General features: G+C 52.6%; 24 protein-coding genes. 12 read left to right on the forward strand and 12 right to left on the reverse strand.

The genetic code is table 11. The features are described from left to right. The first annotated feature begins 1 nt into the window (after position 1). The 3 genes from ACYVI1_RS18900 to ACYVI1_RS18910 all read left to right on the forward strand — a co-directional run bounded on the left by ACYVI1_RS18900 (position 2) and on the right by ACYVI1_RS18910 (position 2,775). Positions 2-1,636, forward strand: a complete 1,635-nt coding sequence (locus ACYVI1_RS18900; RefSeq protein WP_460912295.1) for a M1 family metallopeptidase — start codon at positions 2-4, stop codon at positions 1,634-1,636. A gap of 60 nt (positions 1,637-1,696) precedes the next feature. After that, entirely contained in the window at positions 1,697-1,984 is a 288-nt protein-coding gene (locus ACYVI1_RS18905) for a hypothetical protein (RefSeq protein ID WP_460912296.1), read from the forward strand. Positions 1,985-2,154: 170 nt separating this feature from the next. Beyond that, entirely contained in the window at positions 2,155-2,775 is a 621-nt protein-coding gene (locus tag ACYVI1_RS18910) for a transposase (protein WP_460912297.1), read from the forward strand. Positions 2,776-3,014: 239 nt separating this feature from the next. Here the strand turns inward: ACYVI1_RS18910 and ACYVI1_RS18915 are convergent, their stop codons facing one another. Both ACYVI1_RS18915 and ACYVI1_RS18920 read right to left on the reverse strand, forming a co-directional pair. Then, the gene (locus ACYVI1_RS18915) at positions 3,015-3,971 is read right to left on the reverse strand and encodes a carbohydrate kinase family protein (RefSeq protein ID WP_460912298.1); all 957 of its coding nucleotides are present in this window, start codon (positions 3,969-3,971) and stop codon (positions 3,015-3,017) included. Positions 3,972-4,049: 78 nt separating this feature from the next. Beyond that, complete coding sequence (locus ACYVI1_RS18920) at positions 4,050-5,585, reverse strand: MFS transporter (RefSeq protein ID WP_460912299.1); 1,536 nt, start codon at positions 5,583-5,585, stop codon at positions 4,050-4,052. 121 nt (positions 5,586-5,706) lie between these two features. Here ACYVI1_RS18920 and ACYVI1_RS18925 point away from each other — a divergent pair, with 121 nt between their 5' ends. Further along, positions 5,707-7,143, forward strand: coding sequence for a BamA/TamA family outer membrane protein (locus ACYVI1_RS18925; RefSeq protein WP_460912300.1), 1,437 nt, complete (start codon positions 5,707-5,709; stop codon positions 7,141-7,143). A 2-nt stretch (positions 7,144-7,145) separates the two neighbouring features. Here the strand turns inward: ACYVI1_RS18925 and ACYVI1_RS18930 are convergent, their stop codons facing one another. Further along, on the reverse strand, positions 7,146-7,511 hold the full coding sequence (locus ACYVI1_RS18930; RefSeq protein WP_460912301.1) for a hypothetical protein: 366 nt from the start codon (positions 7,509-7,511) through the stop codon (positions 7,146-7,148). Beyond that, a complete protein-coding gene (locus ACYVI1_RS18935; RefSeq protein WP_460912302.1) occupies positions 7,508-7,732 on the reverse strand; it encodes a DUF4160 domain-containing protein in 225 nt (74 codons plus the stop codon). The genes ACYVI1_RS18930 and ACYVI1_RS18935 overlap by 4 nt, the downstream gene beginning before the upstream one ends. A 165-nt stretch (positions 7,733-7,897) precedes the next feature. On the opposite strand from ACYVI1_RS18935, the gene ACYVI1_RS18940 reads away from it, so the two are divergent. Both ACYVI1_RS18940 and lepB read left to right on the forward strand, forming a co-directional pair. Continuing rightward, positions 7,898-8,485, forward strand: coding sequence for a hypothetical protein (locus ACYVI1_RS18940; RefSeq protein ID WP_460912303.1), 588 nt, complete (start codon positions 7,898-7,900; stop codon positions 8,483-8,485). A 179-nt stretch (positions 8,486-8,664) separates the two neighbouring features. Next, on the forward strand, positions 8,665-9,834 hold the full coding sequence (gene lepB, locus ACYVI1_RS18945; protein ID WP_460912304.1) for a signal peptidase I: 1,170 nt from the start codon (positions 8,665-8,667) through the stop codon (positions 9,832-9,834). 112 nt (positions 9,835-9,946) lie between these two features. Here the strand turns inward: lepB and ACYVI1_RS18950 are convergent, their stop codons facing one another. From ACYVI1_RS18950 to mltG, 6 genes are all read right to left on the reverse strand, one after another. Then, complete coding sequence (locus ACYVI1_RS18950) at positions 9,947-10,966, reverse strand: hypothetical protein (protein WP_460912305.1); 1,020 nt, start codon at positions 10,964-10,966, stop codon at positions 9,947-9,949. Between the two features lie 97 nt (positions 10,967-11,063). Further along, positions 11,064-11,684: an L-threonylcarbamoyladenylate synthase gene (locus ACYVI1_RS18955; protein WP_460912306.1), complete on the reverse strand. Its 621-nt coding sequence runs from the start codon at positions 11,682-11,684 to the stop codon at positions 11,064-11,066. 103 nt (positions 11,685-11,787) lie between these two features. Next, complete coding sequence (locus ACYVI1_RS18960) at positions 11,788-12,819, reverse strand: glycosyltransferase (protein ID WP_460912307.1); 1,032 nt, start codon at positions 12,817-12,819, stop codon at positions 11,788-11,790. Positions 12,820-13,086: 267 nt separating this feature from the next. Next, on the reverse strand, positions 13,087-14,043 hold the full coding sequence (locus ACYVI1_RS18965; protein ID WP_460912308.1) for a YihY/virulence factor BrkB family protein: 957 nt from the start codon (positions 14,041-14,043) through the stop codon (positions 13,087-13,089). Between the two features lie 131 nt (positions 14,044-14,174). After that, positions 14,175-14,588: an acyl-CoA thioesterase gene (locus ACYVI1_RS18970; RefSeq protein ID WP_460912309.1), complete on the reverse strand. Its 414-nt coding sequence runs from the start codon at positions 14,586-14,588 to the stop codon at positions 14,175-14,177. 2 nt (positions 14,589-14,590) lie between these two features. After that, positions 14,591-15,628, reverse strand: a complete 1,038-nt coding sequence (gene mltG, locus ACYVI1_RS18975; RefSeq protein WP_460912310.1) for an endolytic transglycosylase MltG — start codon at positions 15,626-15,628, stop codon at positions 14,591-14,593. 153 nt (positions 15,629-15,781) lie between these two features. On the opposite strand from mltG, the gene ACYVI1_RS18980 reads away from it, so the two are divergent. The 4 genes from ACYVI1_RS18980 (at position 15,782) to ACYVI1_RS18995 (ending at position 18,830) form a co-directional block, all read left to right on the forward strand. Then, on the forward strand, positions 15,782-16,279 hold the full coding sequence (locus ACYVI1_RS18980) for a YybH family protein (protein ID WP_460912311.1): 498 nt from the start codon (positions 15,782-15,784) through the stop codon (positions 16,277-16,279). 141 nt (positions 16,280-16,420) lie between these two features. Then, positions 16,421-17,680: an MFS transporter gene (locus ACYVI1_RS18985; RefSeq protein ID WP_460912346.1), complete on the forward strand. Its 1,260-nt coding sequence runs from the start codon at positions 16,421-16,423 to the stop codon at positions 17,678-17,680. Then, positions 17,680-18,087 carry a hypothetical protein gene (locus tag ACYVI1_RS18990; protein ID WP_460912312.1) on the forward strand — a complete coding sequence of 136 codons (408 nt, stop codon included), beginning with the start codon at positions 17,680-17,682 and terminating at the stop codon, positions 18,085-18,087. Before ACYVI1_RS18985 ends, ACYVI1_RS18990 begins: the two co-directional genes overlap by 1 nt. Continuing rightward, positions 18,084-18,830, forward strand: coding sequence for a class I SAM-dependent methyltransferase (locus ACYVI1_RS18995; RefSeq protein WP_460912313.1), 747 nt, complete (start codon positions 18,084-18,086; stop codon positions 18,828-18,830). The genes ACYVI1_RS18990 and ACYVI1_RS18995 overlap by 4 nt, the downstream gene beginning before the upstream one ends. A 151-nt stretch (positions 18,831-18,981) precedes the next feature. Here the strand turns inward: ACYVI1_RS18995 and hslU are convergent, their stop codons facing one another. After that, entirely contained in the window at positions 18,982-20,367 is a 1,386-nt protein-coding gene (gene hslU / locus ACYVI1_RS19000) for an ATP-dependent protease ATPase subunit HslU (protein WP_460912314.1), read from the reverse strand. A 427-nt stretch (positions 20,368-20,794) separates the two neighbouring features. Between hslU and ACYVI1_RS19005 the strand changes: the two genes are divergently transcribed. Continuing rightward, on the forward strand, positions 20,795-22,678 hold the full coding sequence (locus ACYVI1_RS19005) for a beta-N-acetylhexosaminidase (protein WP_460912315.1): 1,884 nt from the start codon (positions 20,795-20,797) through the stop codon (positions 22,676-22,678). Positions 22,679-22,889: 211 nt separating this feature from the next. Here the strand turns inward: ACYVI1_RS19005 and porQ are convergent, their stop codons facing one another. Then, positions 22,890-23,939 carry a type IX secretion system protein PorQ gene (porQ, locus tag ACYVI1_RS19010; protein WP_460912316.1) on the reverse strand — a complete coding sequence of 350 codons (1,050 nt, stop codon included), beginning with the start codon at positions 23,937-23,939 and terminating at the stop codon, positions 22,890-22,892. A gap of 166 nt (positions 23,940-24,105) precedes the next feature. Here porQ and ACYVI1_RS19015 point away from each other — a divergent pair, with 166 nt between their 5' ends. Next, positions 24,106-25,692: an acyl-CoA carboxylase subunit beta gene (locus ACYVI1_RS19015; RefSeq protein ID WP_460912317.1), complete on the forward strand. Its 1,587-nt coding sequence runs from the start codon at positions 24,106-24,108 to the stop codon at positions 25,690-25,692. Positions 25,693-25,953 lie beyond the last annotated feature (261 nt).

A 25,953-nucleotide genomic window follows, 5' to 3' on the forward strand; every position in this document is an offset into this window, starting at 1 on the left:
CATGATTCGACTGATAACCCTGTTTCTGCTGCTCTCGCCCGTTTTCGCCCAGGCCCAACGGGTTGAATTCACCCGCGACGATACCCTGCGCGGCACCATCACGCCCGAGCGCGCCTGGTGGGATTTGGCCTTTTATCACCTCAGCGTCCGCGTTCAGCCAACCGACAGCACCCTGAGTGGCTCAACGGTTATTCGGTATCGCGTGCTGAAACCCGGCCAGACGATGCAGGTTGATTTGCAGCGGCCCATGCGGGTGCTGCGGGTGGAGCAGGACGGAAAACCGCTGTCGGTTCGGCAGGAGGGCAATGCGTATTTTGTGATGCTCACCAAACGGCAAATGCCGGGTAAAACCGAGTCCATTACGGTAGAGTATGCCGGAAAGCCCCGCGTGGCCAAACGTCCGCCCTGGGATGGCGGATTGGTGTGGTCGCGGGATAAAGGCGGGAATTGGTTTATTGCCACGGCCTGCCAGGGATTAGGGGCCAGCGTGTGGTGGCCCTGCAAAGACCACATGTACGATGAGCCCGACTCAATGGTCATCAGCGTAACCGTTCCCGAAGACCTCACCGATGTCTCGAATGGACGCCTGCGCCGGGTGACAACTAACCCCGACCACACCCGTACCTTCGACTGGTACGTTGTCAATCCGATTAATAACTACGGGGTTAATCTCAACATTGGCCGGTATGAACACTGGTCGGAGACGTATGCCGGCGAGAAAGGCCCGCTTGCGCTCAACTACTATGCCCTGCCCGAACACCTCGATTCGGCCCGAGTGCAATTTAAGCAGGTGCCCCGCATGATGAAGGCCTTTGAGCACTGGTTTGGGCCGTATCCGTTCTATGAAGACGGCTACAAATTAGTCGATACGCCCTATCTGGGTATGGAACACCAAAGCTCGGTGACCTACGGCAATCGCTTTCGGAACGGCTACTTAGGCCGCGATTTATCCAGTACAGGCTGGGGACTGCTCTGGGATTTTATTATCGTGCATGAATCGGGGCACGAGTGGTTTGCCAACAACATCACCTACAAAGACATCGCCGATATGTGGATTCATGAGAGTTTCACCAACTACTCCGAGAATCTGTTCACGGAATATTATTATGGCAAAGACGCCGGGGCGCAGTATGCCATCGGCTGCCGCGCCCTGATCCGGAACGACCGGCCAATTGTTGGTATTTACAACGTTAACCACGAAGGGTCGGGGGATATGTATTACAAAGGCGGAAACATGCTTCACACCATCCGGCAACTGGTTGGTAATGACACAAGGTGGCGGCAAATTTTGCGGGGAATGAACAAAACATTTTATCATCAGACCGTTACGAGTCGGCAGATTGAGCAGTACATGAGTCAGCAAACGGGCCTGACCTTAAAACCTGTGTTCGACCAATACCTGCGCGATGTCAGGCTGCCGGTGCTCGAATACCGCCCGATGGCTGGTGGACTTCAGTACCGCTGGCGAAACTGCGTAGACGGATTTGCCATGCCGGTGCGCGTATGCCTCGGCGACTCGGGACCGTATCGGCAGCTACAACCCACGGGGCAATGGAAAACCCTGCCAGCCAGCGGAGTTACGACCCTCACGCCCGATGCCAATTATTACGTACTGGCCAGGCGGGTTGCGGAATGAGGAAATTAACAAATGGCCATACGGTTAGTTAGAATTGGACAAACTAACTATTTCTTTGCTATGCGTTATGCCTTTTTTTTCCTCCTGAGCGTCTTAGCTACATCGCTCTGCTTTGGTCAGATTGATTCGACCCAAAACGCCCAGCGCTCAGCGAATCCGCCCGTGCTGACACCAGGAATCAACTCGCCTGTCTCAGCGCCGGGCACGATGATGCAGGCCCCGGTGCAACCCAACGTAAATCTGACTCCCAAAAAGGACGGAAAGCGCAAAACAACTCCACCCAGCGACCCCAGAGCCTTTGGCGTGGGCATTCCGCTCGGAAAAACGAAGAAAGATTCGCTTCGGTGAACCGCGCGACCGGGCAATCGTTCCGTTCATGCTGGCATTGGCGTACCCGTTTAAGAAGCCCGGTAGGGTAAGAAACGACGTTTAATCAAAATAGTAGCTATTATTTTACAAGAAAATGTAGCTTGCTACCGATTAATCCTTAACCCCATTCTTATCTACTAAGAACGACCATGCGACTAAATCGAACGTTACTTTGGGCTGGTTTGCTTCCGGCGATGCTGATGAGTGGCTGCGGAAGCAGTAAAGAAGAAGAAAAAAAAGACGACGAGTCCGTATCGGCAATGGGTGCCGTGGGCGCTCTGAAGGAAATGGCCGCTCAGGCGGAGGAAATGCAGAAAAACGGCCCCGTTGCAACCGTTGACTTTCGCTCCCTGAAAGAATTACTTCCTGCCGATGCCGACGGACTGGCTCGTAAAGAAGCGACCGGCGAGAAAAACGGAACGGCAGGCTTCACTATTTCGACGGCTAATGGCCGCTACGCCAATGACGATAACAGCGAAACCGTCGAGGTGTCGATCATAGACGGGGGCGGCTCGGCCATGATGATGGGTCTGGCAGCCTGGTCGATGGTTGAGATGGACAAAGAAACGGACACCGGCTACGAAAAAACGGGTAAAATGGGCGATAATAAATCGTATGAGAAATACGACAATGCCAGTAAGAACGGCGAAATCGCGGTGTTGGTAAACAAACGGTTTATTGTTACAGCAAAAGGGCAGGGCATCAGCATGGACAAGCTCAAAGAGGTTGTCGAGGCCGTTAACCTGGATAAACTGGCTGCGTTGAAGTAAGTATAGACCGCAGAGTAGGATGACTGTTATGATTAAGATGATAAATCATAACAGTCATCCTACTCTGCGGTCTATACTTACTTCTGATGTTACGCCCAATTGCTACCAAACCAGACACCCCTACGGGGCTGAACCAGCACCATTCCGCAGCCCTGTAGGGGCGTCTGGTTTGGTAGCCTGTCGTACCCCATCGGCTTCAGCCCCGTAGGGGCATAGCAATAGACCGGGCGTAACAGCAGTTACTTGTGAGAGTCAAAATGCTCGTAGATCAGGTTTCGGTCTACTCGATCGGGCAGGGGTCCCTGCCGGGTTAATTTCATTTTGGCTAAAGCGGCTCCCGCATGAGCGCAGTTGCCGGGCGCATAGCCATCCAGATAGGCGGTCAGAAAGCCCGCCCAATAGGCATCACCTGCTCCCGTAACGTCCACTACATCAATTTTTCTGCCGAGTATGTGCGCCTGCCTGGCGCCCCCTTCATACGATACTAAACTGCCGTTGGGGCCGAGGGTCAGGCAAATCACGGTAGCGCCCATCTGATGAAAATCCTGCAAAATTCGCTCCGGCTTCTGGGCTTCGCCATAAAGCCGCTCGGCATCGTCCTCGCTGATTTTCACCAATGCACCAGCCGAACAATAATCTGCCAGCACCCGCCAGGCCTGGTCGCGGTCGGGCCAGATGGGGGGGGCATAGTTCGCATCAATCGTTACCTGACAACCGGCGGCCTGAGCACGGCGGGCGGCATCGACAATAACATCCTGCGCCGGTTGCCGGCTTAGCGCGAAGCAGGTCGTATGAAATAACTGAGCCTGAGCCAGCAGGGTATCCGGCAACTGCTCAGCCCTGAGTTGACAGTCGGCGTGGCGATACGCCACAAAGTCTGGCGTTCCGGCGGTGCGCGAAACAAGTACGATGCTGGTGGGTTCAAGCGGGTCGGCGGTGATGAACTGCGTATCGACGCCCGATTCCTCAATTTGCCGGGTCAGGTATCGCCCGATGTTGTCGGAGCCGACGCACGAAATCAAGGCTGCTTTATTCCCCAAACGGGCCATATTCGAGGCCATATTTGCCGGGCTTCCCCCCTGATACCGACGAAAATCCTGGGCGTCGAGCAAACTGCCCGACACGTGATGACCAATTAAGTCGGCTAATAATTCGCCAACGGAAAGCAGGGCGTAGGGGCGGGGAGTTGTTATCATTTTAAAAAAAGTGTTGCGGTCGGGAAACGTCCGACCGCAACGGCAAATGTAGGAAACAGTTCATACGATCAAAACCCCTCAATGTCCGCCTGGCCCAACCGAAACCTCTATATCTCCGGTTGTTTTGGGCGTTTTTACCAGGAAACAGGAGGCTGCCGCGAGCAGCAGACAAACACCCGCCAGTACCAGTGCATTGCGCGGGTCATCGCCCAGGAGCGGTTTATAGTAGAGTGGTACGGTGAGCATCCCAATAAACTGGGGTACGCAGATAAAGCCATTGAAAATACCCATGTAAACGCCCATGCGCTCTTTCGGAACCGCACTCGCCAGCATCAGGTACGGCATCGACATGATAGATCCCCAGGCTAAACCGATAATGCTCATGCCAGCCAGATAAATCAGTTTATCGTTCGACGTCAGCGTGAGGAAGAAGCCCATGGCCCCAATGGTGAGGAACAGGGCGTGCGTGGCCCGGGCACTGCCGATGGCCTTGGCAATGCGGGGGATGAATATTGAAATTACAGCGCAGGAGATGCTGAACATGGCAAAGCAAAGCCCACCCCACTTGGTACCTTCCTCGAATCCGGCTCGATTCGACACCGTATCGGGCGCGTTAAACGCATATTTAGCCGTTGCGAGCGACAGGTATTGCCACATCAGCGGCAGGCCATACCAGGTAAAGAATTTCACCCACCAAAGCTGTTTCATAACGGTGGGCATGGCCGAGAGCGAGGCCAGAATCTCTTTGAAAATAGGAAGCATCAGAAACAGGTAACTGCCTGCCAGGACGCCAAATCCCCACAGCAGGCCCGCTGAAATACCACCCAGGCGCGTAGCAAAGAAGAAGGCCAAAACAGCGGCCCCAACGGCTAAGGCCAAATGCCAGAACGAAATCGACTTCTTTTCTTCCGCACTAAACACGGGCTGCTCTTTATAGCGCTCGTCAACAGGCGGATACTCTTTCGTTGTGCGAACCGTCCACAGGACAGAAATCAGGATAGCGGCCGCGCCAATGTAGAACGGGTAACGCACCGAGTTGGGAATGCCATTGGCTAATTGCCCTTCCGACATCACCATCGAAATGCCCAGAATAGGCAGCAGATACGGCATCAGGTTGGCTAAGGTTTGCCCGAACCCCACCATAAACGATTGGACGGCAAACCCCGTAGGCCGCTGCTTATCGTTCAGCATATCGCCCACGAAGGCCCGGAATGGCTCCATAGCGGAGTTTAACCCGGCGTCGAGCATCCACATCAGCCCCGCAGCCATCCACACATACGATGAATTGGGCATCAGGACCATCGCGATGCTGCCGAACAACGCTCCTATGAGAATGAAGGGCTTCCGCCGTCCCCACGTCGGTGACCAGCTTCGGTCCGAAACGGCCCCAATGATAGGCTGGAGTAACAGACCCGTTAGCGGTCCGGCAAGCCAGAGACCCGGAATGGATGCTTCATCAGCACCCAGATAGCGGTAAATAGGACTCATATTGGCCTGTTGCAGGCCGAAGCCGTACTGAATTCCTAAAAATCCGAAACTCATATTCCAGATCTGCCAGAAACTCAAATGAGGTTTATCAGTTACAGACGATTTCTGAATTTTTTCAGTTTGCATGAATTAACGTACTAGTTAAGAAGTCATCATAGGTTTGCAGAATTGCCGACAATAATACACAGCGTTTGCAGGATACGGAGATATTGTTGGCTTATTTTTTTGAAAATTCGTACTTTTGATCATGATTCCCAAAAAGTGGCTGACTTATTTTCTGACGCTCCCGGCGCTTCTTTTGTCGCTTCAACTAAGCGTTGCGGCTGTGCCAGCCGATTCGTCGCAGAAGGTCATTGTCCGGTCCATAACGCTGAAAGGAAATTACCGCACCCGCGACCGGATTATCCGGCGGGAGATGACACTCCACGTCGGCGATTCCGTGCGGCTGGCCGACCTGCCCGACCGCATCGCCTGGGACGAACGAAACATCAACAATACGACCCTGTTCGTAACGGTCGATACCGAAACCCAGCTTACCACGCCAACCGACTCGACCGAACTTGCCCAACTCGATCTGACCGTGCTCATGAAAGAGCGCTGGTACATTATCGCGTATCCCGTCTTCGATTTGGCCGACCGGAATTTCAACGAATGGTGGTATGACCGGGGCCGCGATTTTCGGCGGGTGATCTACGGCGGGCGGCTGAGTTACCGGAATGTAACGGGCAACAATGATAAACTTCAGATCGCCATTGAGCGGGGCTTCCTCCAGCGAACAGTCCTGTCCTATTCCCGGCCCTACATCGACCGGGCGCAGAAAATTGGCCTGCGGGTGGATATAGGCTACATTACCAACAAAGAAATTCCGTATCGAACCCAGGCCGATAAGTGGGTATATGCCAAGTCGGAGGAGGTTCTGCGCGAACGGGCTTATGCAAGCCTTACACTCACACACCGGCGCGGCTTGTATCATTACCATACCCTCGATGCCCGTTACAACCTCAACTCCATTGCCGACACCGTCGCCCAACTGAATCCTGATTATTTTCTGGATGGCCGCACGCACCAGCAGTTTCTGGCCCTGAGTTATGTGTATCGCTACGACCGGCGCGACAATGTGGTGTATCCATTGCAGGGAACCCTACTCTCCGGCCTTGTTGGCGTGTCGGGGCTGCTGCCAACCGATAATTTTCATTTTCTGGACGTATCCGCGGCTATAACGCGCTATTGGCCATTGGGTGGGCGATTTTATGCCGCCGGGAGTTTTCGCGCCCGCTTTACCTGGCCTACCCGCCAGCCCTATGTTAGTTTGCGGGGATTGGGGAATGGGAATGATATTGTGCGTGGCTACGAACTCTACGTGGTCGATGGGCAACGGGCGGCTGTCTGGCGAAACAGTTTGCGGTACCAGCTCGTCAATGTCCGCAAGCAACTCAACTGGCTGCACGTCCGGCAATTCAACACCCTGCCCATTGCCGCTTACCTGACGGCTTTTGGCGATGCCGGGTACGTGGGCAGTACCGTGGCCGAACAGTACCAGAGCCGGTTGGCCAATCGGCTGTTGGTTGGTACGGGTATGAGCCTCGATGTCGTAACGTTCTATAATTTAGTGATGCGTTTCAGCGGCACAATCAATGGGCAGGGCAAGGCGGGTTTTTTCTTCAATCTGACGCAGGAGTTGTAGCGTCAGGCCGCCTGTTTTGCGTCGGAGATGGGTACTAAGCGGTAAAATTCCAAAGGTTTACTTCGACTGTAAAGTCCATCTGGGTCGTAGGTCAACGGACTGCTTCGTTGGCTGGTAGCACCTGATTCGTCCCAGTGGGTATGACGAGTTGATACATTGACCCAATGAAGCGTTTTTTGCTCACTGACGGAGACATACTTAAAGTTATCATAATCCAGCAAGAGGCTTTCCGTCAGACTTTCGGCCAATTTCCATTCATGAAAAATCGGCTCAAAGTCAATAACCCGCACCTCCCCGGTTGACCAGCGGCATGTTATTTTGAATGGCTCGACCTTAATAATTTCAGTGATGCGCGGTAAGGGCTTCATAGTTGTTGTAATCTGATAAATTCATTCAATAGTTCATTCTGAACAAATCTGGCCCACCTACGAACTCGTTTCAACTGTTTACCCGGCAGGTCTCCTGCCATAACTTCTAACGTTCTAATACTAATCAGGGCTTCATATTCAGCATAGTACGCATGAAAATGAGGTGGGCTGTGGTCACGAGGATAGATGTAAATTCGGATACCATCGAATGAACTAAACATAAGTCAAAGTTGACAAAATTATCAATCAACACAAGTGAAAACGACCTAAATTAGTTATGAGACAACGATTTTGAGGAAGAATACAAATGGAAAAATAAAATAGTCATACCGACCAGTAAAGGCGTTTTCCAGATTCTACCTTTATGCTAAAATCAACAAATTCTTATGAAACAAACGGCTCTGCTTTTCTTCACCATCACCCTTTTTCTCAACCAGGAAGCTTGCCGTAGTCGTCAGCAGGCCGACAGCCAGCCAACCGATTCAACCACAACAGCCGATGCCGCAGCGACGGCCGAAACACCAGCAAACATCACCATCACGGGCCGCTTAGCCGACCTCGGCCTAACGCCCGACAGCCACTGGCGCGGCATTAACCTCGGCGACGCGTTCAATAGCGTCAACGCCACCGAAAAAGGCGAATCCTTCGAGAAGGATGCAACCCATGTGGGCTATACCGTTGAACTCAAAAATCTCGAAACTGCGGACATGCTCTATTACCAGACTGGCCAGTTCGTGTCGGCCATCAACGTGGATTTGTTTTTGAACAGCCGCCCGTCGGTCGATGCCTATCAGACTGAATTAAGCGCCTATTTCACGGCCCGGTATGGCTCTCCCAAACCCGGTGATGAGGGCAGTGTCTGGGCTGGCCGGAGAGGAGAGACGGTTACGTTGAAAGATGTCTCGAAAGGCAAAGATTTTGGGCTGAAAATCAAGATCAATACCACCGGGACGACAACAGCCTCAGCGAAGTGATGCGGAAAGGGATTGGTACTTAGTCAGCAGAAAAGCAAAGCCCTTGAATTTCATCTTGTTATAGAGCCGCTGGTGTAAAATAGTAAGTACCCAAAGCGCTATACCGTTTATCTTTTGCTCACGAAGTAAAACGGCTTCAGTTGGCGGAGTACTTCGCATCACCTTTATCGCATTGGCGTATGTTCAGGACAAAGACGAGGGCCCTTCAACGACCGGCCAAACCTAAAAAATCCGCACTCAGGGAGTGGGCAGATTCGATTCTGTTTGCGGTGATAGCGGCTACGCTCATTCGATTCCTGACCTTTGAAGCCTTTGCCATCCCCACGCCATCGATGGAGAATAGCCTGCTGGTTGGCGATTATCTGTTTGTCAGTAAATTGCATTACGGTGCCCGAACCCCCCAAACGCCTTTGCAGGTACCCCTCACCCATCAAAAACTATGGGGCACGGAGATTCCGTCCTACAGTACGGCCATTCAGCTACCGTCTTTTCGGCTGCCGGGTTTTTCGCACGTGAAAAACGGCGATGTCGTCGTCTTTAATTACCCACCTCCCAAAGCAGGCGAGCCGGACTACCCCACCGACCTAAGAACCAATTTCATCAAGCGGTGCATTGGTATTCCCGGCGACGTGGTAACGATTCGGCTGGGACAGGTTTACGTCAACGCGAAACCATTTCCCGTTCCTCCTCAATCCCAAACCAGCTATTTCATTAAAACCACTGAGGTGCTTGATGAGCGGTTTTTCAGGAAATATGGCATTGTGAACGATTATAAATCGGCTGAAGGACCATTTATCAACTGGCAGCCGCTCGAAGCCTATGATGCTTCTACCAAAACGGCTACCCTGGTTGGCTACCGTGTCAATGCAACGCAGGCTGCTATTGAGAAATTCAACGGATTGGATTGGGTGAAGGGTATTGAACCACTCCTTGAGCAACCCAATCAGGCCCAGCAGGGTATCTACGGAGGCTCAGCTTACCCGTGGAACCTGGACAATTTCGGTCCCCTAACGGTACCGAAAAAGGGCATGACCATTCCGATCAACCGGCAGACTATCGCCGTTTATGGCCCCCTGATACAACGCTATGAGGCCAATAAAAACCCGGAGATAACTCCAGCCAGCATCACAATCGACGGTCGCCCACTCACCACCTACACCTTTAAACAGGATTACTATTTTATGATGGGGGATAATCGGCATAACTCTGAGGATTCCCGGTTTTGGGGATTCGTACCCGAAGACCATATTGTCGGTAAAGCGGTGTTTGTCTGGATGTCGATTGACCCCGTCCCTGCCAGCATCTGGCATAAAATCCGCTGGAGTCACCTGTTTAGTTTAATCAACTAATTTAGTTGTCTATCCAGAGGTGTATCTAACCGCCAGAGGCTAATGATGAGTAAATAAAAACCACAATAGGCGGCTCTATGGGCCGCCTATTGTGGTTTTAGAAATTACAATCTTATTGATATTGAATATACATCGGTTTTGGCGTTAGGGCCAGCACTTCCTCCGGCGTCATGATGCGGGAACCGGGTTTGCGAAAATCGTTTTTATAGAACAGCTTAAAGCCTGTGTATTGCACCGGCTCTTTCACGATGTAGTCGTGGTAGGAGTCTTTCTTAAGCACCGGTGGCCCCCAGCCGTCCATGTCCATCACAATCTGCACGTTCGGATCGAGCTTAATATTTTTGTAGTTTTTAATCATGCCCTGCGTGAAGCGGTGAACCACCAATACTTTTGGTGGCAGATTATTTTCTGTAGCAACCCGGCTCAGGAACTGCACGGCCTGGTTCACATCGGCAGCATCGTAGGAGCCAATTTTGGCGCCGGGCCGGTGGCCGGTAACCATCGAAAACTCCGGGTCGATACCCAGATGAACAAAGGGCAGCTTGAGGTATTTTTCCAGAAATTTCATTTCCGGGCCAAGCGGAGCATGGCCGCGCTGGATGTCTAAGAACACAAGTGCCTTATGCTCATTACCCCACTTGAGTACCTTTTTAATGGTTCTGTCGGACATCCGTAGCCGGTAGCCGCCGTCTTTGCCGGGGGCTCCCTGCGCCGAAATAGCCACTAAGTGCAGCGCGGGCTGGATGGGTGTGGCGGGGTCTGCTTTCTGCCAGTTGCTGATTTCCCTGTCTAATCGCTGCAGCATTTCTTCTTTAGGATACTCGCCCAAAGCACCCATTTTCTTAGAGTGCGGATTGCCATAATAAGCGAAAATACGCTTTTTGGGCAAAATCGCTTCGGTAGGCGCGTAGGTCAGCGAATCGAGGGTAGAGTCTCCGGTAGATACGGCCCGGGTCGAGGCAACGGCTTTTGCGGGCGGGTTTTCGGAAGAGTCGGTTGGCGTTGCCGCTTTTGCCGATGCCTGAGTGGTGAGTTTACCGCCTTTCGACGAATCATCCTGTTTGGGTTGCGAGGAGCAGCCGGTAAATTGACAAACAGCCAGCAGAGAAAGCGCGGCCAGAGAAAAACGCATACTACGAAATTAGTTAGGGAAATAATTCACAAAAAAGGACTAAAGGGTAAAGGAATGCTAACCCTACCATGCAAGTATAGAACCTTATCTTAACTTTTCAAAGTACTAATTCGCCCAGCCCCTGACGTATGACCGAAAAGTCGTCGTCGGTAGCGTCGACAATCGTCGAGGCCACGTTGCCGCCATAGCCGCCATCAATCACAATGTCGACCTGGTGCTGAAACTTCTCAAAAATTAACTCCGGGTCGGTGGAGTACTCGATCACCTCGTCCTCATCGCGGATGGAGGTAGTAATGATTGGGTTGCCAAGTTCATGCACAATCTGCCGGGGAATGTCGTGGTCGGGAACCCGAATGCCAACCGTTTTCTTGTTGGTATTCAAGAGTTTCGGCACGTTGTTCGTGGCCTGGAGAATAAATGTGAACGGGCCGGGCAGCACGCTCTTCATGAGCTTGAACGCCTGATTACTGACTCGGGCATAGTCGGCAATGTGGCTCAAATCGAAGCAGATAAACGAGAAATCATTTTTCGCCGGTTTAATGCCCTTAATCCGGGCTACCCGTTCAACCGCGCGTGCGTTGTGGATGTCGCAGCCCAGGCCATAAACCGTGTCGGTTGGGTAAATAATCACGGCCCCATCCCGCAGGGATTTCACAATGTGCTCAATCCGGCGCGGGTCAGGATTTTTCGGATACAGCTTAATGAATTCGGCAGACATGGTTAGTCAGTTGACGTTTGGAGTTCGCAGGTTGGAGTTGGTTAACGCAAGCAGTATGAACGCGCCAGCCGCATCAAACTACGAACTACAAACCACAAACGACTTAAACCGGTTTCGCAGATGGATAGGCCGGGTGCCATTTTCGATACCGACGGTAGAGACCGTTGACTGGCAGATGCAGACAACTTAGACTCAAAATCAGGCTGCTCAGAAAACCGGGCTGTTCAATTTGGCGGAGAAGATGCCCGAATTGCTTAGCCAACTCAAACTGTTCGGTATAAAAAGCTTTGCGGATAAACGTTCGGATGCGGTTGGCTAAAGCCCGGTACTCGTCGGGCGTTGTGCAGCGCTCAAAGGCTTTCCGGCAAACGACCAGCGTTGAGGCCAGCAACGTATTATCGGGCTGCACGACCTGCGCCGACAGTGAGCCAGCGAGTTGACGTTTCAGCGTCAGCACGTCATCTAAATAAGCGTATGGGTAGTGCCGCGACGACCGCACCCAGAAATCGAAATCCTCGTAGGCCAGCGTTTCGTCGTAGCCACCGAGTTCATTCAGTACGTCCCGGCGCATCATCATGGTGGGCGTACAGATGAAGTAGGCGTCGAGAATCTGCTGGAACACATACCCCGACGGCACAGCTATCCGGGCATGACCCGTTGAATCAATGGGGTAGTGAAACGCCGTTCGCCGGCCCTGTTCATCGATGTAAGCCGCGTTGGAGAACACCACTGCGTAGGGACCCGACAACTGTTCAAACAAGTCGGTCTGTCTGGCAATGCGACCCGGCAGCAGCACATCGTCGGATGCGAGGTCAATCACATACCGCCCTCCGGCCAGTGCCAGCCCCTGATTAAAGGCCCGGTTCAATCCCAGATTAACCGGATTTCGTAAATATACCGTAGCTGGGTGGCGGCTGGCAAACCGGCCAATTCGGTCGGGCGAACGGTCGGTGCTGCCGTTGTCAATAACGATCAATTCGACGTTGGGGTAGGCCTGGTCGACCACCGACTGGAGGGCTTGCTCAACGTAGGCTTCGTGGTTGTAGCTGGTACAGATGACGGTGACCCAGGGTTTGATCCGATTGAGGTGGAGGCCCATGGGCAGGGGATTAAACTGGTCGGTGACGGAGACCATAAACAATAACAGGACAGCTCATTACGGACTGAAATTCCGGCAGGGAGTTGTCGGATTAAATGACTTGATAAAGCTAAGACGAACGCTGGCCAGCCTGGTCAATTTTTTAGCGAAAGGCCGAAACAGGGGAGGAATTGCTGACCAAAACGTAAGATTGGCACGTTTTTCGCCGAATTTAACAGGAACACATTGGGGGCGTGTCAAGTCTTGATACAAACCTAAATGTGTGCCTATTACATTTATGGGTTAGGTTTTGCAAACGTCACCTCAAGTCTTGGAGGTGGCGTTTGTTGTTTTGGCGGCTACACTGGGATTTTTGTCCCCTTCGAGATTGTAGAGTGCAACGTTCATTTCAAACCCAAGAATGAGCAGAAGCGAGATGAGGTTTATCCAGATCATAAGCGCAATGAGTGTGCCAATTGACCCATAAACTTTGTTGTAGGAGCCAAAATTGGAGACATAGTACGAGAAGCCCAGTGTCGTCAGCACGATCAGGACCGACGCCGTAACGGCCCCCGGCGTAATAAATGCCCACTTCAGGGTTACATTCGGCCCGTAACGGTAGATGACTGACACGACACCGACGAACACCGCAAACACCACTAAATACCGAATAACGGTTAGCAGTGTACTGAAAACGACATTGTTGAAGGCACCAAAATGGAGCAGATAGTCGCTGACGATGCCACCAATAATCAGGACAACGACGGCCAGAATTAGCGCAAAAGCCAATATGAGGGTTAAGCCCACAGCAATGGCGCGAATTTTGAGGAAGCTGCGCCGTTCGGCAGAGTGGTGGGAGGAGTTGAAGGCCTGCATCATGGCAACCAGGCCGCTCGTCGCCGAATACAGGGCCAGTAGAAACCCGAAGGACAGCACGCTACTCTGCGGGCGGCTGATGATGTCCCGAATGGTGGTGTCAACGGAGTTAAAGGTTTCGCCGGGTAGTACCCGATGAAAGAAGCCCATAATTTGCTCCTCAAGGTCGGGAATGAAGGTGATGTAGGGAATCAGCGTAAAGAAAAAAATCACCGTGGGGAAAACGGCCAGTATCAGGCTGTAGGCTACCGAAGCAGCCCGCTCGCTGGTGTCGTTGTCCGCAATTTGGGCAAGCATTCGCTTCAAAAACGTGTACCAGGTGCTTTTGGAGTTGAACGGATGGTGGTTGTCCAGCCAGAAACGCACGTTTCGTAAAGCGTGGATACTAAATAATTTATCGAACATAGTTTTCAGTCATAAGTCCAAAGTCGTTCGTCGATAGTGGCTGACGAATTCTTGTTGCCTTTACCGGGCCGCTTTTGGGCCGGGCCACCACTATTAACTAATGACTGACGACGAATAACTCTTTTTGTAACCTACTGATCAAAGAAAGGTTTAGTGGCGTCAACCAGGTCGGGTGGTGCCGCACAGGGGCGACCTGTATCGGTACGAACAAAAACGAGCGTCGTCTGGCCTGTGTTCAGAAGTTGCCCTTCCTGATTGAAAATTTCGTACCCGAACATCAGCCGGGTTTTAGGCACTTGCGGAATGGTAACCCGAATGGTCAGCAAATCATCGTATTTGGCGGGTCGGATAAAGCGGGAGTTGAGGTCATAGACGGGCATCGAAATGCCGCTTTCTTCGATTTCTTTATACGTTAACCCTAACTGACGCAGCGCTTCGACCCGGCCAATTTCGTAGAAACGGGCGTAGTTGCCGTAATAGACAATGCCCATCTGATCGGTGTCGTAGTAGCGCACCCGAATGTTCGTAACGTCGTGAATAATCATGGTTATTTCATAATCTTCATGCGTGTCAATGCCTGCTGATACAGGCGGGCGTTGGCCATGTGTTCAGCCAGCGTTTTGGAGAACGTATGGTAGCCGTTGAAACGGGCGTCGACCACAAAATACAGGTAATCGTGCTGCTCGGCGTTCAACACCGCATCGATGGTGGCCGGAGCCGGCAGGTTGATAGGACCGGGGGGCAAACCGGTGTTGCGGTATGTATTGTAGGGCGAATCGACGGCTAACTGCCGGTTCAGGAGCCGGCGGATGGTGAAGTCACGCAGGGCAAAAATCACTGTAGGGTCGGCTTCGAGTTTAATACCCCGTTTGAGCCGGTTCAGGTACACGCCCGCCACGCGGGGCTGCTCGTCGCGTTTGTTGGTTTCGGCGGCTACGATCGAGGCCAGCACCTGCGTTTCGGTCTGGGTTAGGCCGAGCGCTTTCGCTTTCGCCTGCCGGTCGGGTGTCCAGAATTTTTTGTATTCGGTACCCATCCGCTCCAGAAGAGCTTCGGGTTTGATGGTCCAGAAAAGTTCGTAGGTGTTGGGCAAAAACAGGCAAACAATGGTGGTAGTGTCGAAGCCAAATTTCTGACAGGTGGCGGGGTCGTTGAGGAGTTTGCCGAGGGCATCGGAGCCAAACTCAAACTTACTGCCGAGCCGCTGGATGAGGTCGCTTTTTTGCCGCATGCTGTTGAACGTCACGGGCATAGCATCCTGATTGCCCGACCGGAGCTTAACTAAGGCTTCGCGGTTGCCCATGCGGGGTTTAATCTCGTAGCGACCTTCTTTAACCAGTTCGGGGTATTTCATCACCTTGGCCAGAAACCGAAACGACGTCTCGTCATTGACGACTTTGTGAGTCTTGAGCGTGTCCATAACCGACTCAAACGTGGCTCCGCGCCGAATCAACAGCGCAAATGCCTTGTCACCGTCCTGAACCTGAAGATTCGGGCTTTTAAGTACCTGCCAGAAATAAAACGAAAAGGTGGTGAACAGAATTGAAACGGTGAGAAACAGGGCAATTTTTACGTTACGCGACATAAGAAAGGAATGAATAATGAACAATTTAAAATGGATAAAGCGTCGTGCCACCCATTATTCATTGCTCATTCTACACTGTTCATTTTACATTATTTCGCAAATTTACGGCAAAAGACGACCAATTCAACGAAACCGGTCTACCATCCATCCCTTATGCGCTGCGGAATATCTCTTTTGCTAAGTATCGCCCTGCTGGTCTCATGCCGCGCCCGCGTCGATAGCCCCCGTGCCATGAATCCGGCGGCTGCCGTGCGTCAGCAGGCGATTGCTGAGATTCGGGAAGCCGACCAGAATTTCAGCATTCTTTCAGAAAAACAAGGAATGGCCAAAGCCTTCACGACCTACGCGTCTGACGATGCCATTAAGCTCAACGATGGGGCGGCCCCCACAATCGGATTCGATTCGCTGCGGGCGCAGATGAGCCGCCTGCCTGCCGATGGGTCGGTGTTGACCTGGCAGGTGCTTAAAGCCGACGCGGCCCAGTCGGGCGAGTTAGGCTATACATTCGGGCAATGGATGCTGACCAACAAAAATGACGTGGGTAAACCAAAACCTCGCTACGGCGTGTATGTTACGGTCTGGAAACGCCAGCGAAACGGCCAGTGGCGGTTTGTTATCGACGGCGGCAATCAAACGCCCGAACCCAAGTGAGTTTCAGGCCTAATCAGACCTAAACGATTTCTGAAACCTTTCAGGTCTATAAACCTGAAGCCTGAAAATTGGAACATTCTAAGTTTATTGGGCTCTTTTAATAAATGAATTGTATTTTTGGGTGAACAAAATCACCTCGTTTTGGTCGTTCGCCATCTTTTTACCCGCCGAAAATCCTCCGGCCCCTGGCTCTACACGCTCTCGTTCTGGCTGCTGTCGGTCAGTAATTTTTTGTTTTCGGCCAGTTTTTCGATGATGATCCCCGAACTGCCCGACTACCTGACGCGGTTGGGCGGTAAGGAATACGTTGGCTGGATTATTGCCCTGTTCACCTTCACGGCAGGTGTATCGCGCCCTTTTAGTGGGAAAATCACCGACACTGTCGGCCGGGTGCCGGTTATGGCCTTCGGGTCGCTGGTGTGTTTTGTCTGCGGCTTTCTGTACCCGTATCTGCTGACGGTCTGGGGGTTTTTGATGCTGCGGCTCGTTCATGGTTTTTCGACAGGAACGAAGCCTACCGCCACGGCTGCCTACGTAACCGATGTTGTCCCCATCACGCGCCGGGGCGAAGCCATGGGGACACTGGGGTTGTTTACCGCCATGGGCATGTCGCTGGGTCCGGCCATTGGCAGTTGGCTGGCTACGGATTATTCCATGAACGTAATGTTCTGGACATCGTCGGCATTTGCGCTGCTCTCCATCGGGATTCTCCTTCAAATGCCCGAAACGCTGATGAACCGGCAACCCTTTCGGTTTGGCCTGCTGCGGCTGAAGAAAGACGAAATTTTCGATAAACAGGCTCTTCCGCCGTTCATCGTGCTGTTGCTGCAATCGTTCTCGTCGGGGGTGGTGCTCACGGTGATTTCGAGCCTGAGTGCATCGCTTGGCGTAACCAACAAAGGCTTATTTTTTACGGTCTATACCATTGCCTCCTTAGTCGTTCGGATCGTGTTCAGCCGAACATCTGACCGGTACGGACGTGTGCCGGTGCTGTTTGTGTCGACCGTTGTGCTGGCCGTTTCGATGGTGTTGCTCATGCTAACCAATTCGACCACCTGGTTCTGGACGGCGGCTGTGTTCTACGGCATGTCGTGGGGTACAAACTCACCGACGGTAACGGCCTGGACCGCCGATTTGAGCGACGAGAAAACGCGGGGCCGGGCGATGGCTACCATGTACATTGCGCTCGAAGCCGGTATTGGGCTGGGCGCATTGGGGGCTGGCTGGGTGCTTAATCATGTTGCTGGCCAATCGGGCATTCAGGCTTCATTCGCCGTATCAGGCGTGCTGGCGTTGATTGCTGCTGGCTATCTGGGCTGGTTCTGGCGCAAGGGCATACAACCCATTCGGCATCAGCTTGACGAATCCGACGAAGTGGCCATGCTGAATGAGAAACCCTGATGGAGGTCATTGAGCCAAGTATCTGGCCATTAGTCGACACGCTCATTAAAACAGGGCGAGTCCGCACGTTTTCGAGCTGCGAAGGTCATTTTTCCCCGGAGGAACAAACGCTTGTTGACCGCAACCGGGCCGAGGTGCGCTTTGTGCCCGCTGAAGGAATAGCAGTCGAAGCGGTCGAGAAATTTCTTATTTATGTGCTTACTCACTTCAAGTCGCAGCATGGCTTGATTCCCATTACCCTAACGGCTCATAAACTGTATACAGCCATCGACGACGAAACCGTTGAGGAAACGTTCGTGCTCGAACTTCGGCCCTTCAATCGCTTCGACCCGCCCGACCGTAAACGCAGCGATACGGATAGAGCGATTGGGCAGGTTATTCACTTAATCGCTACATACACCGAATGAACTGGAATAGTGAATCCTATACGCAAAAGCACTCGTTTGTTTACCAATACGGAGAAGGATTGCTCGATGTGCTCAACCCCCAACCGGGCGAACGAATTCTCGATCTCGGCTGTGGCTCCGGCGAACTCACGCAACGTATAGCCGAACGAGGGGTTCAGGTTATTGGCATCGACTCGTCGGCAGACATGCTGACAAAAGCGCATAGGCAATTTCCTGAGCTTGAACTCTACCAGATGGATGCTACGGAATTTTTAGTTGATGAACCGGTTGACGCCATTTTCTCTAACGCTGTCCTACATTGGGTTGCCGATTATGAAGCTGCGGTTCGGCATATGGCAAAAGCACTGAAATCAGGTGGCCGATTAGTGATTGAATTTGGCGGCAAAAACAATGTATGCTCCATTGTTGAGGCAGTAGCCCGGCGACTCAGGGAATATGGGCACACATTTTCGCCCTTTTGGTTTTTCCCGTCAATCGGCGAATACACGCCCATTCTGGAACGATATGGCTTTACCGTTCAGCTTGCACAGTACTACGACCGTGACACGCTGTTAACTGATCCTGAAACAGGCCTTACTGACTGGATTGAGCAGTTTGGCGCTTATTTTTTCGAGGGGGTAGCGAGCAGCGACAAAGCTGCTATTCTGGAAAAAGTTAACCTGGATTTACGTCCGGCTCTCTTCCGCGACGGACGGTGGTATGCCGACTACAAGCGCATTCGGATTAGTGCGGAGAAGAAGTAAGCATGTTCGTCGCCTTAGGACAGCCCGAAAATTCTAAATTTTCGGGCTGTTGCTCCAAGCAGGGCTGTTTAAAAATTGGATTTCTGTTGGCTCGGTTTTACCCCCAACCGAGCCTGTTTTTATGAAATTTAGACAGCCTCTAAGCTGGGCACTATAAAATAAACTGGCTTAAATCCCGGTTTTTTACTAAACCGTTCAGTTTTTCATTCACCAATTCTTTCGTAACAACGACCTGGGCGTTAGCCCCGATAACATCGGGAATGTCGAACATGAAGTCGTTCATCAGATGGCTCAGTACCGTCTGCAACCGGCGGGCGCCAATGTTTTCAACTTCACCATTTACCTCGAAGGCAATCCGGGCCAGTTCGCGCAGGGCGTCGTCGTCAAACGTCAGGCCAACGTTTTCGGCATTCAGCATGGCTTCATATTGCTTCGTGAGGGCGTTTTTTGGCTCCTTCAGAATGTGATAAAAATCATCTTCCGACAGGCTTTGCAACTCCACCCGAATGGGGAAGCGGCCCTGTAATTCAGGAATCAAATCGCTGGGTTTGGCCACATGAAACGCCCCGGCCGCAATGAACAGAATGTGGTCGGTATGAATCACGCCGTATTTGGTGTTCACGGCGCTGCCCTCCACAATCGGAAGCAAGTCGCGCTGCACACCTTCCCGGCTGACATCCGGCCCGCCCCCGCCATTGCCCGACCGGGCCGAGGCTACTTTGTCGATTTCGTCAATGAAAATAATTCCGGCATCTTCGGCTTTGCGGATGGCTTCCTCCTTCACCTCATCCATGTCGATGAGTTTGGCGGCTTCTTCTTCCAGCAGGATTTTACGGGCTTCGGCAATGGTCACTTTGCGTTTTTTGCCGCGTTTGGGCATCATGCCGCCAATCATCTCCTGAATGTTCATCATCGACAAATCATCGACTGAACCGCCCATAATACCGATGTTGGGCGTTTGGCTCTGCTGCACGTCGATGTCGATTTTGCGGTCGTCCATCTCGCCGGAGCGGATTTTTTCACGGAACCGTTCGCGGGTGCGCTCGTTGATTTCGGCATCGGCATCCTGCTTTTCGTTCTCAAAACCTACTTGCCCGTTGGCAGACTTCACGGGCGGAATCAGAATGTCCAGAATGGCGTCTTCCACGAGTTGCTGCGCCTTCACCTGCACCGCTTCTTTCTTGGCACCCCGTACCATATTCACCGACTGTTCCACTAAATCGCGCACCATACTTTCCACATCGCGGCCAACGTAGCCAACTTCGGTAAATTTCGAGGCTTCGACTTTGATAAACGGCGCGTCGGCGATTTTGGCCAATCGACGGGCAATTTCGGTTTTACCCACGCCCGTTGCGCCAATCATCAGAATGTTGTTCGGTGTTATCTCGCGCTGCATATCAGCCGCGCTGTTCATACGTCGCCAGCGATTTCGCAGGGCAATGGCTACGTTGCGTTTGGCATCGTTCTGGCCGATAATGTACTGGTCCAACTCGGCAACAATCTGCCGGGGCGTAAGGTCTTTAAGTGATTGGGTCATCGAAAAAACGGAGCGTGTTGTGCGCTCCCTGCCAGAGAAACACAGGAAACCCAAAAATGTGCCACCGACGGGTGGAAATTTGGCTTTTATGATTTTGGCGTAAGCTGTAGCGTCAACTCACTCTTAGTCAAATAAAGGGAGCAAATTACCTACTTCAACTTGTTGCGATGCGAGTATGCTTTCGTAATAACACATCGCGTCAGCGTCTGAAATAGATTTTGGGAGGAACCGGAAGACAGAAGCGGCAACGTATTGACGTTCATTATCGAACGAAAGCCACCGACGGTTATTCAACTGTGGGTTCGCAGTTATACCCAATTGATGGTGCCGAAGACGGTAAAATATATAGAGTGGACTTGTTATAGAGTCGATTGATTAAAATACCGGTCTGGCTCGCTTTACAGTATACTCATCAATCACTCGCCCCATGAATCGCAGCCTATTATTTCTATTTGTCCTCTGCATCACAATTGCCCGTGCCCAGTCGCCGATTAATTTAATTCCCCAGCCGGTTAACGTTCAGCCGAAAACCGGGGTATTTACCCTCAGCAAAGCCACCACCATTCAGTATAACCAGGCTGAAGGGCGGGCCGTTGCCGAGATGCTCAGCCAGCAACTGAACCAGCCAACCGGTTTTGGGCTGACTGCAACATCGGGCAAGAGCGGCAAAATTCAACTCAATCTGAATGGTGCGCCCAATGCACAGCTTGGCGAGGAAGGTTATACGCTCAATGCCTCGGCAAAGGGCGTGACCATTACGGCCAACCGCCCGGCGGGTTTGTTCTACGGGATGCAGACGCTGGTGCAACTGCTGCCTAAAGAAATCGAAAGCAAGACCGCAACCCCGCGAACCTGGACCTTGCCTGCTGTCAACATCACCGACTATCCGCGCTTCGGCTGGCGGGGCATCATGCTCGACGTGAGTCGTCATTTCTTTACGAAGGACGATGTAAAGAAGTACATCGACCAACTGGTGAAGCTAAAATTCAATACCTTACACTGGCACCTCACCGATGACAACGGCTGGCGCATCGAAATCAAATCCTTACCAAAACTGACTGAAGTAGGCGCGTGGCGCGTGGCCCGAACGGGGCATTATGGCGATCGGGCCGACCCAAAACCGGGTGAACCAGCCACCTATGGAGGTTTTTATACGCAAAACGACATTCGCGATGTGGTGGCGTATGCACAGGCGCGTAATGTCACGATTGTGCCGGAAATTGACGTGCCGGGCCACAGCATGGCCGCTCTGGCGGCTTACCCTGAATTGAGTTGCACCAAAGCCCCCGTCAGTGTCAACCCCGGAACGCCATTCTCGGAATGGTATGGCAACGGCACCTTTAAGATGAAGGTGGAGAACACGCTGAACCCGTCGGATGAGAAGGTATATGAGTTTTTAGACAAAGTGTTTACCGAAGTGGCCGCGCTCTTCCCGAATCCATACATTCACGTTGGGGGCGACGAATGCTACAAAGGCTACTGGGCGCAGGACCCCGGTTGTCAGGCGCTGATGAAGCAACTCAACATCCGACACGTTGAAGATTTGCAGGGTTATTTTATGAACCGGGTCGAGAAAATCCTGACGGCAAAAGGCAAGAAATTATTGGGCTGGGACGAAATCTTAGAAGGCGGCATCTCGCCGGGCGCTACGGTGATGAGCTGGCGGGGCATCAAAGGTGGTATAGAAGCCGCGAAGGAGGGGCATAACGTGGTAATGACCCCTACTACCTTTGCGTATTTAGATTACAACCAGGGCGACCCCACCATTGACCCACCCATTTACGCGGCCCTGCGGACCCGCAAGAGTTACAGTTTCGAACCCGTGCCGGATGGGGTCGACGCCAAATTTATTCTGGGTGGGCAGGGAAACCTCTGGACCGAGCAGATACCAACCCTCCGTCATGCCGAATACATGACTTACCCGCGCGGCTGGGCATTGGCCGAAGTATACTGGTCGCCGAAGGAAGCGAAAAACTGGCCCAATTTCGCCCGGCGGATGGAAACGCATTTTGAGCGGGCCGACATGGCCAACATCAACTATTCGCGGGCGGTGTACGATGCCATCGTGAAAACGAGTATGAAGGACGACAAACTGCGGCTTGAACTGGAAGGCGAAGTGCCGGGGCTGGATATCTACTACACCCTCGACGATACGATGCCGGACCAATTCTCAATGAAATACAGTCAACCCATCGACCTGCCCGACGGCCCCGTTACGCTCCGGGTCATTACTTACCGCGCCGGAAAACCCATCGGGCATTTGATCACCCTTCCGCGCGATGCCCTGCAAAAGCGAGTGGGGCGGTTTTAATGGCTTCGGTAGCCGGGTAGGAATCGTCTTGCCCGGCTATCATTAAATCAGAAAACCCCTTCATAAACCTCACTCACCTGTATGGTCGAGGTATTCGTCTACCGTGTAGATGCGCTTCTCTGTTTCTTCCGCTACCATAACAAATCTGCTCCGGTTTTTAGGTGGGTGAAAATACGCGGTTTACCGCAAAAATCAAGTCAGTAATTTGTAACTATTTGCTCAAAATCCGCTCCAAATTAATCCGCAACGACAACTGACTCGTGCCCGCCGTTGGGACCGATGAAAACCGGCCGTAGGTTAACTGAAACCCCCGCGCCTGCACCGACGCGCCAAACGAGATGCCTGCTCCACCGCCCCCCGTCGCCAGTTTACCTTCCTGTCGTTTCTGGTGGTTGTAGCCAATCAGCAAATGCACGTTTCGGCTGATTAATAGTTCGGCGCCGAGACTTAGATGTCGGGCAATTTTTTCGCCCACACCAACGGTCTGCGGAATCGGGTTGCCGTTCAGGTCAAAACGCACGTTGAGGGATGGGTCGCTGTAATTAATGTCGAAGCGTTGCAGATGATGCGCCGTGAGCGTTAGCCGCATAGGTGCATACCGAGGCTTAACGGTCACACCCGCTTGTAAATCGAAGGGCAGGTCGGCGTCGAGTGGGCCGTAGTTTTTGATTAGATAACCAACGTTCTTCGCCACTAATCCGAACGTCAGGTTTTTTTTTGGATGCCGCCAGATACCCCCAACATCGGCCAGTAGGCCAAAGGCGGAATACATCTCGATGCTCGACCCAACCGCTTTAATCGTAGCACCAAGCGTGAAGTTACCTTCCGTCCGGGCATGGGTCAGGCTCAGGGCGTAGTCGTTAGCGGTGAACGTGCCCAGCGAATTGCCTGTCGGGTCGGTGAGGGTAAACTGCCCGTAGCTAAGGTACTGTAGACCAGCCGCCCAGCTACCCTTTGGCCTGGCGTTTTTGCTTTTTATAGGCAAGCCATAGTGAAGCGTGTAGTATTTAGCAGCCGCCAGATAGGGCATCAGGCTGATGGATAGTTCATTGCTTTTTATTGAATCGGCCAGAGCGGGGCTGTTGAGGTGATAGGCCCCGTCGGGCGTGGTGGCCGAGGCAACCTGCCCGCCGAGGGCTGCTACGCGGGCGTGAGTGGGCAGGTTGAGAAACGAGAAGAGCCGCTGCCCACCGAGGGGCTGAGCTTTAGTCGTCAGCGACCATAGCAGAAGGAAAAGAAACGAAACGTAACGAGCTTTCAAGCCAGGAGTATAGCACTGTTCAGTACAAAGAAACGGCAATTTTAGGCTTACTGCCTATCTGTGGCCTGCGAATTCAGTAAATCATACAGACTACGGTTCTCATACCTGCTGGAATCCAGAAGAAAAATTAACTTTGTCGATACTTGATGTTGCTAACGATACCCTTATGCAAACCGAAGCCCGGCCCGATCCCACTCTCAGCGACCAGTCGAAACCTACTAAAACCGATATTCTGGTCCGAAAAAATGCCGAAGCTGAACTGGGAGGAGGCCAGAAACGCATCGACGCACAACACGCCAAAGGTAAGCTGACCGCCCGCGAACGGATTTCGCTGCTGTTGGACGAGGGGTCGTTTGAGGAGATCGGTAAGTTTGTGATGCACCGCACCCGCGACTTTGGGATGGACAAAGAGCATTACCTCGGCGATGGCGTCGTGACGGGGTACGGCACGGTAAACGGCCGGTTGGTGTATGTGTTCGCGCAGGATTTCACCGTTTTTGGCGGGGCGCTCTCCGAGACCCACGCCGAAAAAATCTGCAAACTCATGGACCTGGCGCTGCAAAACGGCGCGCCCCTCATTGGCCTCAACGACTCCGGGGGTGCCCGAATTCAGGAGGGCGTACTGTCGCTGGCGGGCTATGCCGATATTTTTTACCGGAATACCAGGGCGTCGGGTGTGATTCCGCAACTGTCGGCGGTGATGGGACCATGTGCGGGCGGGGCTGTCTACTCACCGGCCATCACGGATTTTATATTCATGGTCGAGAATACGAGCTATATGTTCGTAACGGGCCCCAACGTGGTGAAAACCGTTACGCACGAAACCGTTACGGCCGAAGAACTGGGCGGGGCCAGCACCCACAGCACGAAGTCGGGCGTAACGCACTTTGCCTGCGCCAACGAACTAGCCTGCATCCAGCATCTGAAACGATTGCTAAGCTACATTCCGCAAAACTGCGAAGACGAACCGCCGATGCTGCCCTACGAGCCAGGCAATGAACGTCGGGCGGCACTGAACAGCATTATTCCTACCAATCCGAATCAGCCTTACGACATGCGTGAGGTCATTGAAGAACTGGTCGATGCCGGGTCGTTTATGGAAGTGCATAAATATTTTGCGGAGAATATCGTCGTGGGCTTTGCCCGGATTGGGGGCCGCAGTATTGGGGTCGTGGGCAATCAGCCAGCCGTTTTGGCGGGGGTTCTCGACATCCACGCCAGCACCAAAGCGGCCCGATTTGTTCGGTTTTGCGACTGTTTCAACGTACCGCTTTTGGTGCTCGAAGATGTACCCGGTTTTTTGCCCGGCACCGACCAGGAGTGGAATGGCATTATCACCAACGGGGCCAAACTGTTGTACGCGTTTTGTGAGGCCACCGTACCGCGCGTGACGGTCATTACCCGCAAAGCCTACGGGGGTGCCTACGACGTAATGAACTCCAAGCACATTGGGGCCGACATGAACTATGCCTGGCCGTCGGCCGAAATTGCCGTGATGGGGGCCAGTGGAGCTTCCGAGATTATTTTCAAACGTGAAATTGCCGAAGCCGACGACCCGCAGGCTAAGCTGCAGGAAAAAGTGCTGGACTATACCGAGAAATTCGCCAATCCATACCGGGCTGCCCACCGGGGCTATATCGACGAGGTAATTGTGCCCGACCAGACTCGCCAGAAGCTCATTCGGGCCTTCGGAATGCTGGAGAATAAAGTGGCAACGCTGCCCAGGAAGAAGCACGGGAACATTCCGTTATAGATGCAATACGAAAGAGTTGTTTTGCTAATTGATTTTATCCTCAAAAAAGAAGCACCTTTTCAGCAACCAATCTTAAACGTCAATCTACTTCGCCAGTTAAGGCCCTGTACCATCAGTTAGTGATGAAAATCTCGTTTCTTTGCGTCTATGACCCTGTGACTGCGCGTTGGGTTACCCTAAACATTCGCCGAGTAGACAGGTTGTGTTTGGAAAGCTTACTGGTGCAGGCGTGGCTCTACCAGACTCATTTTTCGTTTTTCT

Source organism: Spirosoma areae, from assembly GCF_054781775.1.

Excerpts from the sequence above, each read along its gene's own strand:
- ACYVI1_RS18900 (WP_460912295.1), top strand. The coding sequence starts at position 2 with ATGATTCGACTGATAACCCTGTTTCTGCTGCTCTCGCCCGTTTTCGCC.
- ACYVI1_RS18905 (WP_460912296.1), top strand. The coding sequence starts at position 1,697 with ATGCGTTATGCCTTTTTTTTCCTCCTGAGCGTCTTAGCTACATCGCTC.
- ACYVI1_RS18910 (WP_460912297.1), top strand. The coding sequence starts at position 2,155 with ATGCGACTAAATCGAACGTTACTTTGGGCTGGTTTGCTTCCGGCGATG.
- ACYVI1_RS18915 (WP_460912298.1), bottom strand. The coding sequence starts at position 3,971 with ATGATAACAACTCCCCGCCCCTACGCCCTGCTTTCCGTTGGCGAATTA.
- ACYVI1_RS18920 (WP_460912299.1), bottom strand. The coding sequence starts at position 5,585 with ATGCAAACTGAAAAAATTCAGAAATCGTCTGTAACTGATAAACCTCAT.
- ACYVI1_RS18925 (WP_460912300.1), top strand. The coding sequence starts at position 5,707 with ATGATTCCCAAAAAGTGGCTGACTTATTTTCTGACGCTCCCGGCGCTT.
- ACYVI1_RS18930 (WP_460912301.1), bottom strand. The coding sequence starts at position 7,511 with ATGAAGCCCTTACCGCGCATCACTGAAATTATTAAGGTCGAGCCATTC.
- ACYVI1_RS18935 (WP_460912302.1), bottom strand. The coding sequence starts at position 7,732 with ATGTTTAGTTCATTCGATGGTATCCGAATTTACATCTATCCTCGTGAC.
- ACYVI1_RS18940 (WP_460912303.1), top strand. The coding sequence starts at position 7,898 with ATGAAACAAACGGCTCTGCTTTTCTTCACCATCACCCTTTTTCTCAAC.
- lepB (WP_460912304.1), top strand. The coding sequence starts at position 8,665 with ATGTTCAGGACAAAGACGAGGGCCCTTCAACGACCGGCCAAACCTAAA.
- ACYVI1_RS18950 (WP_460912305.1), bottom strand. The coding sequence starts at position 10,966 with ATGCGTTTTTCTCTGGCCGCGCTTTCTCTGCTGGCTGTTTGTCAATTT.
- ACYVI1_RS18955 (WP_460912306.1), bottom strand. The coding sequence starts at position 11,684 with ATGTCTGCCGAATTCATTAAGCTGTATCCGAAAAATCCTGACCCGCGC.
- ACYVI1_RS18960 (WP_460912307.1), bottom strand. The coding sequence starts at position 12,819 with ATGGTCTCCGTCACCGACCAGTTTAATCCCCTGCCCATGGGCCTCCAC.
- ACYVI1_RS18965 (WP_460912308.1), bottom strand. The coding sequence starts at position 14,043 with ATGTTCGATAAATTATTTAGTATCCACGCTTTACGAAACGTGCGTTTC.
- ACYVI1_RS18970 (WP_460912309.1), bottom strand. The coding sequence starts at position 14,588 with ATGATTATTCACGACGTTACGAACATTCGGGTGCGCTACTACGACACC.
- mltG (WP_460912310.1), bottom strand. The coding sequence starts at position 15,628 with ATGTCGCGTAACGTAAAAATTGCCCTGTTTCTCACCGTTTCAATTCTG.
- ACYVI1_RS18980 (WP_460912311.1), top strand. The coding sequence starts at position 15,782 with ATGCGCTGCGGAATATCTCTTTTGCTAAGTATCGCCCTGCTGGTCTCA.
- ACYVI1_RS18990 (WP_460912312.1), top strand. The coding sequence starts at position 17,680 with ATGGAGGTCATTGAGCCAAGTATCTGGCCATTAGTCGACACGCTCATT.
- ACYVI1_RS18995 (WP_460912313.1), top strand. The coding sequence starts at position 18,084 with ATGAACTGGAATAGTGAATCCTATACGCAAAAGCACTCGTTTGTTTAC.
- hslU (WP_460912314.1), bottom strand. The coding sequence starts at position 20,367 with ATGACCCAATCACTTAAAGACCTTACGCCCCGGCAGATTGTTGCCGAG.
- ACYVI1_RS19005 (WP_460912315.1), top strand. The coding sequence starts at position 20,795 with ATGAATCGCAGCCTATTATTTCTATTTGTCCTCTGCATCACAATTGCC.
- ACYVI1_RS19015 (WP_460912317.1), top strand. The coding sequence starts at position 24,106 with ATGCAAACCGAAGCCCGGCCCGATCCCACTCTCAGCGACCAGTCGAAA.